This is a genomic window from Sporomusa malonica, from assembly GCF_900176355.1.
GTDB classification, from domain to species: Bacteria; Bacillota; Negativicutes; order Sporomusales; family Sporomusaceae; genus Sporomusa; species Sporomusa malonica.
Genome location: NZ_FWXI01000019.1, coordinates 19,930 through 35,389 on the forward strand (window position 1 = coordinate 19,930; position 15,460 = coordinate 35,389).

Here is a 15,460-nt window from a genome sequence, read left to right on the forward strand (position 1 = left end):
AAACTTATGAGAATACTGGTTGTAGATGATGAAAAGTTCAATCTTGTAATCGCTAGGGATATCATTGAAGCCAACATAGCTAACAGTAAGCTAATATTATGCAATTCACCTGAAGCTGTAATGGATTTGTTGGCGCAGAATGATATAGATATTGTTCTTTTGGATATAATTATGCCCGGAATTGACGGAGTTGAGGTTCTCAAGAGAATCAGAAGCAATAATGAATATAAAGATATACAGGTCATTATGTTTACGGGGGTTACTGATAAAGAAAGTTTCAAGCTATGCTTTGAAAATGGAGCGAACGACTATATTAGTAAGCCTATCGATATCACTGAATTTATTGCAAGAATGCAGGCTGCGGCAAATACAAGAAAAAATACGCTTATGCTGAAAGAAATGTTTAACAAAATGGCTGATCAGTATAATGAGCTGCAAGAAGTAACGCAAAAACTTAAAAACACACAGTTTTACCTTATTCAAAAAGAAAAGCTGGCTTCTCTTGGTGAGATTGCAGCTGGAGTAGCGCATGAAATCAACAATCCGATCGGGTTTGTGCGCAGTAATCTTGAAACATTGGAAGCTTATCTTTCGAGAATTAAGATTTCGTTTTCGGCTTACCGGAATTTTATAGAGCTTGTCGCGGATCAGAATATCGTTCAGGATTTGTCCCATGAGAAGCTTCAGCTCGAAGAAACTGAGAAGCAGCAAAAGATAGATATTGTTCTTGAGGATCTTGAACCAATAATAAAAGAGACGCAAGACGGGGTCGATAGAGTAGCGAAGATTGTAAGGAGTTTGCGCAATTTTGCCAGAACTGGTACTGACGATGAAATGGTTATGAATGATTTAAATCAAATAGTTGAAGAAGCCCTGCTGATTACCCGGAACGAAGTAAAATATATTGCCAATATCGCTAAAAAGCTAGGGGAGATACCGACTGTAATATGCGATAAGGGGCAGATAGGACAGGTGCTGATTAACGTAGTTATTAACGCATCACAGGCGATAAAAGCCCAAAACCGAGAAGGCTTGGGCAATATAATAGTCGAAACATATCAGGACAACGATTATGTGGTGTGCAAAATAAGTGATGACGGTCCGGGAATAAAAGCAGAGTACTTAGGTCGGATATTCGACCCATTTTTTACAACAAAAGAAGTAGGAAGCGGAACAGGTCTAGGGCTTAGTATCGCTTATGGCATTTTAAAGGACCATGGTGGTGAACTTTTAGTTGAAAGCGAGTCTGGAAAAGGGACTTCTTTTATTATTAAGTTGAGGCATATATTAGTATCGGAGGAGAGATTGGAGGTCATAAGATGAATTTGGCACGTTTTCCGCGGCGGCGTTATACAGAAGGCAGGACGCCTTTGGAGCGGTTAACCCGTTTCTCTCAAGCTATTGGTGGTCCTAATATTTATATTAAGCGGGATGATCTGCTTGGTTTAACCGGGGGTGGGAATAAAACACGCAAGCTCGAGTTTTTGGTTGCCGACGCTCTGGCACAGGGGGCCGACACCGTGATTACCTGCGGCGGTGTGCAGTCCAACCACTGTCGTTTGACCTTGGCAGCAGCGGTGAAAGAAGGTTTAAAGTGTCGGCTTGTCTTGGATGAAATGGTTCCCGGAAGCTATAACCCAGAGGCAAACGGTAATGTATTTCTTTATCATCTACTAGGTGTGGAAAAGGTTAAGGTCGTTCCCCGGGGGACTGACCTAATGAGCGAGTTGCAAAGTACTGCTGCTGAAGCTGTGGCTGAGGGGCGCAAACCTTACATTATCCCAATGGGTGGATCTAATTATCTTGGTGCGCTTGGTTATATCGCCTGCGCGGAAGAGATCATGAGTCAAACCTTTGAAGCTGGTCTTGATATTCACCACATTGTGCTTCCCGGTGGTAGTGCCGGTACCCATAGCGGCTTGCTGCTTGGGTTATATGCTAATAGTTGCCATATACCAGTGACTGGGATTAGTGTGCTTAATCCGAAAGTTGTGCTGGAAAACCGAATAAGCGAGTTGATGCAGCAAACGGCAGCATACATGAAAATCAACGTAAAAGTCCCAAGTGATGCAATTGTTTGTGTTGACGAATATCTCGGGCCAGGGTATACACTGCCTACCGCAGAAATGATCGAGGCAGTAAAGCTGCTGGCTAGTACAGAGGGTATTTTGTTGGACCCAACGTATACCGGAAAAGCTATGGCTGGATTGATTGGTCTTGCTGAACAGGGGTTCTTTAAAAAGAATGATAATGTTCTTTTCTTACATACAGGGGGTACGCCTGGTTTATATGCAAACACACCATTGTTTATGTCCTGATCACTGCGTTTTTTTATGGTTTCCCGGTCACCAAGAATTCAACAATTCCTTGGTTGCCGTCGACTCGAATCAAATCTCCGTCTTTGATTAACTGTGTTGCATTATCAACTCCAACCACAGCCGGAATACCGTATTCACGGGCTACGACTGCACCGTGAGTCATTAACCCGCCTACCTCGGTAATTACCGCTTTGGCCGATTGAAATAATGGCGTCCAACCCGGATCGGTATGCGGAGCGACGAGAATCTCTCCTTCACTAAGGAAGGCATTCTCCGGTCTAAGGATGATGCGGGCCTTACCTTCAACGATTCCCGCTGAAACGGGAACTCCAACAAGCGCTCCTTCAGGAGAACGGCCTCTATTTTGAGGAACGATAACAATTTCGCCTTCGCTGGTCATTACTCTTGGAGGCTTTAGATTCTGTTGCCATTTATACCTGTCTTTTCGATCAGTAACCAATTTTGATACATCGTAGTTAAAATCACCTTGGAGTAAATGGATTAGTTCGTCCAAGGTCAGGAAATACACATCTTCTGCTTGCTGCAGTACACCCGTCGCCACAAGTTTTTCGGCTTCGGACATAATTGCTTGTTTGTATACGTCGATGATGACAATTAATAAATATTTGTGGTGCTCCCGCAGACCGCCCGAATAGCGGAATACTTTAATTAACCGCTGGGCGAGTTTGGATTTGAAATAGCTTTCTTCCAGATGATCCATAATGCACTGGGCGGCTTCTTCGGCTTCTTTTGCTCCTTCACTGAATTTTAGCCGATGTTCTCCTCGTTTTACACTCCGCATGTGACTAAATATGGCAGGGATTAATTGTGTCGGTGTCTCACGCCAACGCGGATTTGTCAGGTCGATTTCACCAGGACATCTCATACCGTATTTATCAATAAAACTTTCAAAGGCGCCTTTAAATTTGTTCCCGCCAGCCACTTGTACAAGTCCTGTATAGAAGGTATGATCTTTGGCGGTTTTAAGGTATTCTTGAACTTCGGGAAGCTCCCGCAGTATGTCTGCTAAGTCGCCAATTTGTAAGCCCATCTCACTGGTAACATTGCCGGGCAGCGATTTGTTTAACTTGGAAAGCTCAGTATCGTTGCCCAGCCAGCGAACGAGCATTCTTTGCAACAACCTGGAAGCGATTATACTGGGGGCAACGTAGGTTACGATATTTTGCATAACATCCAGCATCAAAGTATCCAACTGATGTTGGATTTCCTGTAGTAGTTTGGCACCTTGCAACCCGCATAAAGATTGCCTGGCTTTTAACAATCTTTCTTGCATATATGTTTCGACTTTGGCTTTAGCTAATTTCGGATCGCGGAGGTGGAAATTTTTCCATACTTCTTTTATAATAGGTGCTACTACTTTTCGCACAGAAGCAATAGCATCTGATTTCGGCTGTATTGCAAGAAACTCAGGACGTTTGACAACTTCGTCAAGGGCACGACTCATGGCTTCATCAGCGTTGGTTAATATTTTTGGCAAAATGATTCGGACAATTTTGGAATGCAGTAAATCCGAGAGATCGATGAAGAGCCTGCCGCCCGCTTCAACAAATACGCTAGCGGGAAATATCGTTCTTAATACGGAGATGCCTAATGGTTTCATGGCGTCGGTTGCCATCTGTACATGGCCAAAAGATAACAGCACACGTAATGGCTGGTAGGGAATGTCTGGTAAGGGATATAAGGAAGTAATGGGGCGGCTCTGGACAATAAAAAATTCTCCCTTTTCCACACAAAACTCAATATCTTGCGGAGCGCCAAAGTGTGCTTCAATTTTTTTCCCTAATGCAACTAAGCTTAAAATTTGTTTATCTGCCAGAGCGTGCTCTTGCTGTTTTTCTGCTGGTAACTCTTCGGTAACGGTACCGCCATTGGACAAAGCATAAATGGCGAGTTTCTTTTGAGCTATATTTTTTTGGATAATGGTATTGTCTTTTACTTTATATAAATCAGCAGATACCAGGCCGGATACAATGGCTTCTCCTAAGCCGAAACTGGCATCAATGGAAATGACAGTGCGATTGCCGCTTACAGGGTCAGCAGTAAACATAATACCGGCAATTTCCGGAATGACCATGCGTTGTATAACTACTGACAGATAGACTTCATGATGATTAAATCCATTCTTTGCCCGGTAGGCAATGGCGCGGTCAGTGAATAGAGAAGCCCAGCATTTTCGGACATGCCGTAACAATTCATGCTGGCCTCTGATGTTCAAATATGTATCTTGCTGACCGGCAAAGGAAGCGGTAGGCAAGTCCTCGGCAGTTGCACTTGAACGAATTGCATAAGAATAATCCTCACCAACCGAAGCCCAGGCATGAACTATTTCGTCTTTGATCTGGAGCGGTATTTTTAGTTGGGTTAAGTGTGTACGAATATGCTCTCCCAATTCCCGCAGGCGATTTAAGTCGGTGGGATCTATTACGTTAAGTGCATCTAACAGCGAGTTCATTTCCGGACTGGTCGCGATAAAGTTCTGATAAGCGTAAGTGGTAACACAAAATCCACCCGGCACAGGAAAGCCGGCTTTACTCAACTCACCCAGATTTGCACCTTTACCTCCGACAACAGGTAGACTGGAACGATCCAAATGTTCAAAAAAGAGTACAAAGGATTTTATGGTCAGCACTCCTTTTGCGTAGTTTTAGCCTAGTTTAGTCATTGGGTAAAATTATTGTTTACCTGACAATCACTTTTATACTATTAGGGGGATCGGTTTATGAGCTATACAATTAAGCAGGTAGCAGACAAGCTTGGAGTGACAACCTACCTCTTAGATACTAACAATATATAGTAATGGTAAGCACCACGGAGAATTGCCGATAGGCTATTGACTTATAGTTTGCTCTAAGGTGTAGAATAAATTACCGGGTTAGAATACAATTAATGTAAAAAAGGTTAGAGGAGGATATTATGGAGAAATCAAAGGTTTATTTTACTAATTTGCGGGCCACTCCCAAGATGAATTTGCTGCAGAAACTGGAGCGATTGGTTAAAGAAGCTGGAATTGAACAAATTGATTTTAAAAGTAAATTTACCGCAATTAAAATACATTTTGGTGAGCCTGGTAATCTGGCCTTTCTCAGACCGAATTACTCCAAAGTGATTGCCGATATAATAAAAGGCATGGGCGGAAAGGTGTTTCTTACAGATTGCAATACGTTATATGTAGGCAGACGTAAAGATGCTATTGAACATATGGATGCAGCTTATGAAAATGGCTATAATCCATTCACTACAGGCTGCCAGATCATTATTGGTGATGGGCTAAAAGGAACTGACGAGGCATATATTCCTGTGCCATGTGGTGAATATGTGAAAGAGGCTAAAATTGGACGTGCCGTAATGGATGCAGATATCGTTATCAGTCTAAACCATTTCAAAGGGCACGAGCTTACCGGTTTTGGCGGTGCATTAAAAAATATTGGTATGGGCTGTGGCTCAAGAGCTGGAAAAATGGAGATGCACAGTGACGGCAAACCTAGTGTTAGAAGTAAAGCCTGTGTTGGCTGTGGCGTATGTACCAAAATTTGTGCTCATGGTGCAATCAGTGTTACAGGTGAAAAGGCAATGATCGACCCTGCTAAATGTGTTGGCTGCGGAAGATGTATAGGTACTTGTCATTTTAATGCTATTGTTGCAGCCTGGGATGAGTCTAACGATATTCTCAATAAAAAAATCGCCGAATATTCTTGGGCTGTACTCAATAACCGGCCGCATTTTCATATAAGCTTAGTTGTTGATGTAGCACCATTCTGTGATTGTCATGCAGAAAATGATGTGCCAATTATCCCTGATATCGGTATGTTTGCATCTTTTGACCCGGTAGCTCTTGATATGGCTTGTGCTGATATGGCGAATCAAGCTCCAATCATTTCCGGCAGCTATTTGGAGGAGCAGGTGAAAAAACATGGCAGCAACTGTGATGACCATGATCATTTCCGTGCTACCCATCCGGAAACCAATTGGCTGGTCTGTCTTGATCATGCTGAAAAAATTGGTATCGGCACGAAAGAGTATGAGCTTATTGAAATCTAATCTGGCTTAAAAGGAAACCGTAGACATTTTTTGTCTGCGGTTTTGTCATTTTCGCAGAAGTAGACATTTTTTTATTAAAAAATTTAAAGTGTAAGTGTTGCTTATGCTTTTTTTGCTCATAATAAGGAGAGAATTCACCTGGTGCAGCAATAATTTAGCAGGGCATAGTTCAAAGCCCTAAATTAACTCTTCCGCATGTTGCCCATCATTGGAATTTCAAAATATTGGGAGATTGTCATTATGCCCTTTACGGAAAATGTTATTAGCATATCCGCATTCGTTATTGCTTTGCTTCTATTGATTTTTGTGGTTGACTGGAGATATTTCCGGGACTGGGTTGTCGTTTATCTATTTAAATGTAATCTTGACTTCATTTGGGGGAGTCCGGTAGTAAATTTGAAGTTGATCGAGTATCCCTATCACTGGTTGCCTTATTACTACGATACCAGCATCTTATTTGAGTTATGGGTATTCCCGATCTTGTGTGTACTCTATAATCAAGTGACCAAGAATCGAGGCATTGGGCCTATTATTTACTATGCTCTACTATTTAGTGCGGGGATAACGGCGATCGAATATCCATTAGAGCGCTATACGGGTCTTATCCACTATATTGACTGGAGCTGGTTTACTACTTTTTACACACTGACTATTACATTTTTACTGTCGAGAACTTTTATTGCCCTTTTTCGGCGCGGGTGTGATTATTTTGAGCGATGAATAACGCATCGCCAAATTTTCCTTAAATTATAATCCGTAGATGCTTGCGTCTACGGATTATTTGTGTCCTGTTAGAAAGTATAACTCTCCTCCTGGATAAGGGCAGCATCGGCTTCCGCTGTCGCCAGAGGCTCGGCGCAAGCTGTGCTTTCTTTATATTTAGAAGGAGAATGGAATATCGGTTGCATCGATATCAGAGGCTATACGACATTTATCATTTTTTTATATAAATGAAAAATGTTATTATATTTGCCATAAATTTATTAATAATACAAAATTTGTTCATTTATATAAATCTATCATTGACCAGGATAATATTACCATGTTAATATTAGGTAAACAAGGTAAATGATGGATAAAAATGGGCTTGGTAGTTAAAGAAGAGAGCTTCTTTTACTAATATTATATTAAACCGGAGGGGATTTGATGTTTAAAAAGGGTTTCTTACTACTGCTCACAATGATGTTACTCGTTGTATTTACGGGATGTGGTAAGTCAACGCCGGCCCAATCGGAAGCTCCCAAAAAGGTTAAAATTGGTATAATGACTACTACCGTCGCTCAAAATGAGGAAGAGTACCGTGCGGCAGAAAAAATGGTTAAGAAGTATGGTAAGGATGTAATCTTGTTTAAGACGACTCCTGACAACTTTATGAAAGAGCAAGAGACAACCATTTCAAATATGTTGGCTTTTGCTGCTGACCCTGATTGTAAAGCCATCATTATGTGTCCAGCCGTCCCGGGTTGTGCGGCTGCCTTTGAAAAAGTGAAAGAAGTCAGACCGGACATGCTTTTGATTGCCGGCGCTCCCAACGAAGACCCGGATATGGTTGCTAAAAAAGCAGATATCATTCTCAATGTTGATGAGCTGGCGATGGGAAGAACCATACCGGCTCAAGCTAAAAAATTAGGTGCAACGACATTAGTGCACTATTCTTTCCCTCGCCATATGTCTTATCCGTTACTTGCACAAAGACGAGATATTATGAAAGTCGAATCTGAAAAATTAGGGTTAAAGTTTATTGACGCAACGGCTCCCGACCCGTTAGGTGATGCCGGTGTGCCAGGAGCGCAACAATTTATCTTGGAAGATGTTCCGAGAAAAGTTAACGAATTTGGCAAAAACACCAACTTCTTCAATACCAACTGCGCTATGCAGGAGCCACTGATTAAGGCTACGCTGGATGCAGGTGGTATTGATGCGCAGCAATGCTGCCCCAGCCCGTTTCACGGCTATCCTGGAGCTCTCGGCATTCAGATTCCAGCTGAAAAAGCCGGTGATGTTTCCTATGTTATAGGACAAATCAAAGCAAAGATTGCCGAGAAAAATGGAACAGGCAGATTCTCCACTTGGCCGGTGCCTGTTAATATGTCATTCATTGAAGCCGGAGTGGAATACTCCAAAGACTGGGCTGAAGGTAAATTTAAAGAGAAAAACAACAAAGAAATTCTCATGAAGAAATTATCCGAAGCGACAGGTACCAAGATCGAAGCGCAAATCCTTAAGACTACTGACAAAACAGGCAAAGAGATTACTCTTGACAACTTCTACCTCATTCTTATTGATTACGTAACGTTATAAAGTAAGACTAAGCTTCAGGTGGGGTTTTAATCTCATCTGAAGCTTAGTAAAAAACCAAATGTTTTATGTATAGTAAGGTTGCTGCTTAGTAAGCAACCTTACTATACATGAGACAGAGCTGAATGTATATCCGCAGGGGGATGACAAATGGCTGCAGAGTATTTACTTGAGATGAATAATATTGTCAAAGACTACTTTGGCAATAAGGTGTTAAAAGGGGTAACAATTAAAGTAAGACCAGGAGAAATTCATGCGTTGGTAGGTGAAAATGGGGCGGGAAAATCCACGCTGATGAATATCCTGTTTGGTATGCCTGTTATCTATAGCACGGGCGGGATTAAGGGTGAGGTTGTTTTGGACGGAGAGCCTGTGGCAATAGAATCTCCCAAAACAGCTATGAATTTAGGAATTGGCATGGTGCATCAAGAATTTATGCTGCTGCCTGGATTTACGATTACTGAGAATATCAAACTCAACCGGGAGACTACCAAGCATAATCCGGTTAGTAAGGTCTTGGGAGACAGTCTCAAATCCCTTGACATGCCATCAATGCGAAAAGATGCGCAAAAGGCGCTTAAGACGTTAGGGATGAACGTGGATGACTGGCTGCCGGTTGCAGGACTGCCAGTTGGGTACATGCAATTTATTGAAATCGCCAGGGAAATAGACAAAGAGAATATCAAATTGCTGGTGTTTGACGAACCGACGGCTGTGCTTGCCGAAAGTGAAGCCGACAAGTTGCTGGATGCAATGAAAATACTTGCCGCCCAAGGCATCGCCATCTTATTTATTACGCATCGCTTGGATGAAGTCTTAGCGGTTGCCGATTCCATTACCGTCTTGCGTGATGGGGCAAATGTTGGCTTTATTACGCATGAGGAGGCAAACCTCGAAAATATAGCGGAAATGATGATTGGTAAAAACGTGGAGAGGATAGTGCAAACGGCCAAGGGGGTACAAAACCAGGAAATAGCACTTTCCATTAGAAATATGAGTGTGACTATGCCGGGGGAAATGGTAAAAAATATAAATTTGGATGTGAAAAGGGGCGAAATTCTGGGCTTGGCCGGATTGGCCGGCCAAGGCAAGATTGGAGTAGCCAACGGTGTGATGGGTCTGTATCCTGCCACCGGGGAGATTTACAAGGGCAAAAGTCTGCTGGCACTTAATAACCCCAAAAAAGCCATTCAAAGTAAACTTGCCTTTGTTTCTGAAGACAGAAGAGGCGTAGGCTTACTTTTGGATACTTCGATTGAAATGAATATTATGATGACAAATATGCAGATTCGCGGAGGATTTCTTAAACCGTTTCTGGGGATTAAAGCCATTCAGATGGCTGATGATAAAAAAATTCGCGAACATGCGCTCAGAATGATCAAAGATCTGGACATCCGCTGCACCGGGCCGACTCAAATTACCAGAAGGCTTAGTGGCGGAAATCAACAGAAAGTATGTGTGGCAAGAGCTTTGACATTAGAACCGGAAATCTTATTTGTTTCTGAGCCAACAAGGGGTATTGACATTGGGGCAAAAAAATTATTGCTGGATTTACTGGTCAAGTTGAACCGGGAATTGGGTATGACTATTGTCGTTACTTCCAGCGAACTCAGTGAGCTCAGATCAATCTGCGACCGGATTGCAGTTGTCTATGGTGGGACAATTGAAGCCATATTGAGCCCGACTGCGCCTGACGTAAACTACGGTTTAGCTATGGCTGGTAAATACAGTGACCGAGAGGCGGCTGTATAATCATGGAACTGTGGCAAAAGGTGACCAATAAATACGGCTATCCCAAGGTTTGTATTACTTTATTCTTGGTAGTTCTGATTACCCTGGCTTTTCTTCAAAAGCAGAACGTGGCAGCCATGTTTGGCGATTCGCTGGTGAGGACAGCTATGAATGGTATCCTGGTATTGGCAATGGTACCGAGTATTATGTCGGGAACTGGGCTAAATTTCGGTCTGTCTTTAGGTATTATTACCGGACTGCTGGCTGGCTGTATCAGCATTGAGATGGATATGCGCGGGATGTCGGCGTTTATGTGGGCTGTCATCATATCGATTCCGCTTTCGGCAGCTATGGGCTATGGCTATGGCTGGATACTGAATAAGGTAAAAGGCGATGAGATGACAGTAGGTACCTATATGGGCTTTGCTATGGTATCGCTCATGTCTATTGGCTGGCTGCTGATACCGTTTAAAAGTCCGGAGATGGTCTGGGCGATTGGCGGCAACGGCCTGCGGACTACCATTGCCCTCAGTGGCAGATTTGCTAAAGTATTGGACGACTTTATGGCTATTCCATTTTTTGGCTCGAAGATTCCGACAGGTGCGATACTGTTTTTTGCTATTTTCTGTTTGCTCATGTGGTTGTTTATGAGATCTAAAACCGGTATTGCCATGATGGCGGCAGGAGATAATCCCAGCTTTGCTGTGGCTTCAGGGATTGATGTTGACCGGCAGAGGATGATCGGAACAGTAATCTCAACAATACTCGGTGGTATTGGCATGCTTGTGTATGCCCAAAGTTTTGGTTTTCTGCAGCTTTACCAAGCGCCGCTCATGATGCCGTTTGCGGCAACTGCAGCCATCTTAATTGGTGGAGCGTCAGATAAAAAAGCAACAATTGCTCATGTTGTCGCTGGTACGATATTGTTTCAGACGCTATTGACCATATCCATGCCGGTTATAAACTCAGCGGTAAATGTCGGAAATCTATCCGAGGTAACCCGCATTATTGTCAGCAATGGGGTTATCCTCTACGCTTTGACAAAAGTGGGAGGGTATCACTAGTTATGAATACAGGCTTAGTAACTAATGACAAACAAGTATTTTCAATTGAGTGGCTGAAAAATTTTCTTAGAGCCAACACAGTGCCGTTGATTTTCCTGGCGCTCTGTATTGTTACAACGATTGCGTCGCAATTACCGTTGAAATTTGTATTAAACGAACTGGTAGTTCGTTTGTCCAGAAACCTGTTTTTGGTTATTTCGCTGATTATTCCAGTGCTGGCGGGTATGGGGCTTAATTTCGCGCTGGTTATCGGTGCGATGGCTGGGCAAATCGGGCTAATTGCGGTAAAGATCTGGGATGTCGGTGGATTAGCGGGTTTTGCCACATCTGTTTTGGTATCTACTCCGTTTGCCATTCTATTTGGCTATCTGACTGGTATTACTTTAAACAAGACCAAAGGCCGCGAGATGATTACCAGTATGATACTGGGTTTTTTCTCCAACGGACTTTGGCAATTGGTGTTCCTCCTGTTTATCGGTACCCTTATCCCTGTCTATAACCCGGAGATCGTTCTGAAAGGCGGTGTAGGGTTAAAGAACGCGATTGACCTCAAGTTCATCCAGTACTCGTTGGACAAACTGATCTATTTTAAAATAGGCGGTATTACCATTCCGGTAATGACTTTTATAGCGGTCATCGCCCTTGGGTGGTTTACTCGGTTTATTATTACCACGAAAATTGGTCAAGATTTTAGAGCATTGGGTCAAGACTTGCATATTGCTCAAGTGGCTGGGATTCCAACAGATAAAATACGCCTGATTGCTATCACAATATCGACGGTCTTAGCAGCATGGGGTCAGATCATATTTCTACAGAACATCGGCACATTAAACACCTATAACAGTCATGAGCAAGTGGGCATGTTCGCGATTGCTGCGCTTTTAATTGGCGGGGCCACTGTTGCTAAAGCAACAATTACTGACGCTGTCATCGGAACCTTGCTCTTTCATACGCTATTTATTGTGTCTCCCCAGGCTGGTAACAATTTGTTTGGCGATGCGCAGATCGGTGAATTTTTCCGGGTATTTATTGCGTATGGCATTATCGGTGTATCCTTGCTGCTGCATGCTTGGCATAAATATATGGAAAATAAAAGAAAGACCATGCTGGAATAGCTGAATAGGGAGGACGGTAGATGATGAAACAGGAACGAGTTAATAAAATTCTGGAAATAATGGCGGCTGAAGGCATTCCTCAATTGCTGATTTCTGATCCGGCCGCTATCTTTTATCTGACAGGTAAATGGATCCAGTCGGGAGAGCGAATGCTGGTATTATATCTTTCCAGTAAGGGGAATCACAAACTATTTATAAACGAGCTCTTTCCGGTATATGATGAACTGGGGGTTGATAAAGTCTGGTTCAATGACACTCAGGATGCAGTGGCCATACTATCCCAGTATATTGATAAGGGGAATCCTATTGGTGTTGATAAGAACTGGCCGGCTCACTTTTTGTTAAGGCTTATGGAACAGGCAGGCGATAGCCGGTTTGTAAACGGATCAGTCCTTTTGGATCAGATTAGGATGTGTAAAGATCAACAGGAGCGTGCCTTGATGCGGGAGGCCTCGCAGATCAATGATCTGGCCATGGGGCAGTTGATTCAGCTTATTCCGGGTGGATATTCAGAGCAAAAACTCGCTCAGCGTCTGGTCGCCATTTATGACGAGTTAGGAGTCAGTTGCTCGTTTGCGCCGATTATCGCCTATGGTGCCAATGCGACAGATCCCCACCATGAACCGAATGCTTCCACACTGCAGGCAGGAGAAAGTGTCATAATTGATATCGGCTGCAAAAAGAATGACTATTGTGCGGATATGACCCGGACGGTATTTTACAAATATGTACCTGATGCTGCGAGAAAAATATATGACGTAGTTTTTGAGGCCAATAAACGAGCCATTGATAAGATAAGGCCTGGCGTTAGGTTTTGTGATATTGATGCTGCCGCCAGAGAGCATATTGAAGCCGCTGGCTACGGCAAGTATTTTACCCATCGTACGGGGCACTCCATTGGCCTTGAGGTACATGAATTCGGCGATGTTTCCGCAGTGAATACCGCTCAAGTTCAACCAGGAATGACATTCTCAATTGAGCCAGGGATCTATCTGCCAGGCGAAGTCGGGGTGCGAATTGAAGACTTGGTGCTGGTGACAGAAGAAGGCTGCGAAGTGTTAAATAATTTTGAGAAGAAGATTATGATTGTAGGCTAGACGTAATTTTGCGATATGTGTTTATTAGGCCTATCAGACGAAGTGCTGATGGGCTTTTTTGATCCTGTTAGAAAGTATAACTTTCCGTCTGGATAAGGGCAACATCGACTTCCGCCGTCGCTAAAGGCTCGGCGCAAGCCATGTTTTCTTTATAACCACAACAGGTGTTCGCGTTCATTGTGGTAAAAAATATTCACTGATATGAATTTGGAGCTGGAATTTAATAGTGTTATATATTATTATTAAATTAACAATTAATTATAAGCCAAAATAACGGTTGAGACATGAGGGGTTTTTTTATGAGCAAAGATATTGGCGGTAAGGTTAAAGAACTTAGAACCAGGAAAAAGATGACACTAAAGGAGTTAGGCGAAAAGACCAGTCTGTCAACTGGTTTTCTATCGCAGCTGGAAAGAGGATTAACCTCGATTGCGACTGATTCGCTGGAGAAAATTGCTGAGGCGGTAGATGTTGATTTATCCTATTTTTTTGTCGGCTGCACTAAAAACCGTAATTCGATTATTCGTAGTTATGAAAAAGAAGTGTTTCAAATTATAAATGGACACTTTGTCCATTATCACTTGACGAATAATTCAGCAGAAAAGGCAATATTGCCAAGGTTGATTGAACTTTTACCAATCAACTGTAGTGAAGATATCTCCCCGTATGCCCACGAGGGAGAAGAGTTTGTGTATGTGTTAGAAGGTACATTGACTCTTTTTTTAAACAATGAGCAGTTTGAGCTTTTTCCCGGTGATTCGGCCCACTATAACTCTTCCATAGTTCATAATTGGGCCAATTATACCAATAAAATGGTTAGGCTGCTTGTCACAAGCGTCCCCAATCCCTTTAAAGAATAGAGTGTGATTGCTAGTGAAAACGGCTTTAATCTTCAATATACAAAAATTCTGTGTACATGATGGCCCGGGGATAAGGACTACGGTATTTTTCAAAGGATGCCCGCTAAAGTGCCAGTGGTGCCACAACCCCGAGAGTCAGAACTTTTCCAAGCAGGTGTTGTGGACACGGGAAAGATGCACCTTTTGCCAGCGATGCGAACAGGCCTGTCCACAAGGGGCTATTTCTGTTACACAAAGCTCGGTGCTTCATCATGCCAGCCGCTGCCTGGCCTGTGAGCAATGCATTGATGATTGTGTAAATAACGCTAGAGAAATAGCTGGAGTCGAGTATACAGTAAGCCAACTATTGTCTGAGATTGAAAAAGATCGGCCATTTTACGATCAATCCCAAGGCGGAGTCACCTTGTCGGGCGGTGAGGTCATGAGTCAGATTGAGTTTGCGGCAGAATTGGCTCAAGCCTGCAAGAACCGGGGGATAACGGTTGCCATTGATACCTGCGGGTATGCGCCCTTTAGCAGTTTTGAAAAAATCATGGATAGTGTGGATCTTTTTTTGTATGATATCAAGCTCATAGATTCCTCTTTGCACCAGCGGTATACAGGGGCGGATAACAAGCTTATTCTGGGGAATCTAAAAAAACTTGCCCAACATAAGGCGCGCATTAACCTGCGGCTGCCTCTGATCGAAGGGTTTAACGCTGATGACCGTAATATTAGGGACATTATTGATTTCGTTCAGGATTTCCAGTTGGTAGCGGTAAACCTTTTGCCATATCATGAGTTTGGTAAAACAAAATATAATAAAATGGACGAGAACTACCAGGGAGAGAAGCTGTTTCCTCCGTCTGAAACAAGGTTAAATGAAATTAAAACTATGTTTGAACAGGCGGAATTTAATGTGAGAATAGGGGGTTAATG

12 protein-coding genes are annotated in these 15,460 nt (G+C 42.9%); 11 read left to right on the forward strand and 1 reads right to left on the reverse strand.

Annotated elements, in window-relative coordinates; genetic code table 11:
• Positions 1–6: 6 nt before the first annotated feature.
• The gene (locus B9A22_RS18415) at positions 7–1,323 is read left to right on the forward strand and encodes a response regulator (RefSeq protein ID WP_084577406.1); all 1,317 of its coding nucleotides are present in this window, start codon (positions 7–9) and stop codon (positions 1,321–1,323) included.
• Positions 1,320–2,318 (forward strand): D-cysteate sulfo-lyase, encoded by a 999-nt coding sequence (gene cuyA, locus B9A22_RS18420; protein ID WP_084577407.1) that lies wholly within the window; start codon positions 1,320–1,322, stop codon positions 2,316–2,318. The genes B9A22_RS18415 and cuyA overlap by 4 nt, the downstream gene beginning before the upstream one ends.
• Before the next feature lie 13 nt (positions 2,319–2,331).
• Here cuyA and B9A22_RS18425 read toward each other — a convergent pair whose 3' ends face one another.
• Positions 2,332–4,968: a phosphoenolpyruvate synthase gene (locus tag B9A22_RS18425; RefSeq protein WP_245824049.1), complete on the reverse strand. Its 2,637-nt coding sequence runs from the start codon at positions 4,966–4,968 to the stop codon at positions 2,332–2,334.
• A gap of 284 nt (positions 4,969–5,252) precedes the next feature.
• Here B9A22_RS18425 and B9A22_RS18430 point away from each other — a divergent pair, with 284 nt between their 5' ends.
• The 9 genes from B9A22_RS18430 to B9A22_RS18470 all read left to right on the forward strand — a co-directional run bounded on the left by B9A22_RS18430 (position 5,253) and on the right by B9A22_RS18470 (position 15,458).
• Positions 5,253–6,377 carry a DUF362 domain-containing protein gene (locus tag B9A22_RS18430; protein ID WP_084577408.1) on the forward strand — a complete coding sequence of 375 codons (1,125 nt, stop codon included), beginning with the start codon at positions 5,253–5,255 and terminating at the stop codon, positions 6,375–6,377.
• Between the two features lie 195 nt (positions 6,378–6,572).
• The gene (locus B9A22_RS18435) at positions 6,573–7,097 is read left to right on the forward strand and encodes a CBO0543 family protein (protein WP_245824050.1); all 525 of its coding nucleotides are present in this window, start codon (positions 6,573–6,575) and stop codon (positions 7,095–7,097) included.
• Positions 7,098–7,523: 426 nt separating this feature from the next.
• Positions 7,524–8,678: a DUF3798 domain-containing protein gene (locus B9A22_RS18440; protein WP_084577410.1), complete on the forward strand. Its 1,155-nt coding sequence runs from the start codon at positions 7,524–7,526 to the stop codon at positions 8,676–8,678.
• A 147-nt stretch (positions 8,679–8,825) separates the two neighbouring features.
• Positions 8,826–10,427 (forward strand): sugar ABC transporter ATP-binding protein, encoded by a 1,602-nt coding sequence (locus tag B9A22_RS18445; RefSeq protein WP_084577411.1) that lies wholly within the window; start codon positions 8,826–8,828, stop codon positions 10,425–10,427.
• A 2-nt stretch (positions 10,428–10,429) separates the two neighbouring features.
• Entirely contained in the window at positions 10,430–11,470 is a 1,041-nt protein-coding gene (locus B9A22_RS18450; protein ID WP_084577412.1) for an ABC transporter permease subunit, read from the forward strand.
• 2 nt (positions 11,471–11,472) lie between these two features.
• Positions 11,473–12,585, forward strand: coding sequence for an ABC transporter permease subunit (locus B9A22_RS18455; RefSeq protein ID WP_084577413.1), 1,113 nt, complete (start codon positions 11,473–11,475; stop codon positions 12,583–12,585).
• A gap of 20 nt (positions 12,586–12,605) precedes the next feature.
• Positions 12,606–13,682: a M24 family metallopeptidase gene (locus B9A22_RS18460; protein WP_217805985.1), complete on the forward strand. Its 1,077-nt coding sequence runs from the start codon at positions 12,606–12,608 to the stop codon at positions 13,680–13,682.
• A gap of 299 nt (positions 13,683–13,981) precedes the next feature.
• Positions 13,982–14,542: a helix-turn-helix domain-containing protein gene (locus B9A22_RS18465; protein WP_084577414.1), complete on the forward strand. Its 561-nt coding sequence runs from the start codon at positions 13,982–13,984 to the stop codon at positions 14,540–14,542.
• 13 nt (positions 14,543–14,555) lie between these two features.
• Positions 14,556–15,458, forward strand: coding sequence for a trans-4-hydroxy-L-proline dehydratase activase (locus B9A22_RS18470; RefSeq protein WP_084577415.1), 903 nt, complete (start codon positions 14,556–14,558; stop codon positions 15,456–15,458).
• Positions 15,459–15,460: the final 2 nt, after the last annotated feature.

Coding starts and splice junctions, on each gene's coding strand:
- B9A22_RS18430 (WP_084577408.1), top strand. CDS start 5,253: ATGGAGAAATCAAAGGTTTATTTTACTAATTTGCGGGCCACTCCCAAG.
- B9A22_RS18435 (WP_245824050.1), top strand. CDS start 6,573: ATGTTGCCCATCATTGGAATTTCAAAATATTGGGAGATTGTCATTATG.
- B9A22_RS18460 (WP_217805985.1), top strand. CDS start 12,606: ATGATGAAACAGGAACGAGTTAATAAAATTCTGGAAATAATGGCGGCT.
- B9A22_RS18440 (WP_084577410.1), top strand. CDS start 7,524: ATGTTTAAAAAGGGTTTCTTACTACTGCTCACAATGATGTTACTCGTT.
- B9A22_RS18450 (WP_084577412.1), top strand. CDS start 10,430: ATGGAACTGTGGCAAAAGGTGACCAATAAATACGGCTATCCCAAGGTT.
- B9A22_RS18415 (WP_084577406.1), top strand. CDS start 7: ATGAGAATACTGGTTGTAGATGATGAAAAGTTCAATCTTGTAATCGCT.
- cuyA (WP_084577407.1), top strand. CDS start 1,320: ATGAATTTGGCACGTTTTCCGCGGCGGCGTTATACAGAAGGCAGGACG.
- B9A22_RS18455 (WP_084577413.1), top strand. CDS start 11,473: ATGAATACAGGCTTAGTAACTAATGACAAACAAGTATTTTCAATTGAG.
- B9A22_RS18465 (WP_084577414.1), top strand. CDS start 13,982: ATGAGCAAAGATATTGGCGGTAAGGTTAAAGAACTTAGAACCAGGAAA.
- B9A22_RS18445 (WP_084577411.1), top strand. CDS start 8,826: ATGGCTGCAGAGTATTTACTTGAGATGAATAATATTGTCAAAGACTAC.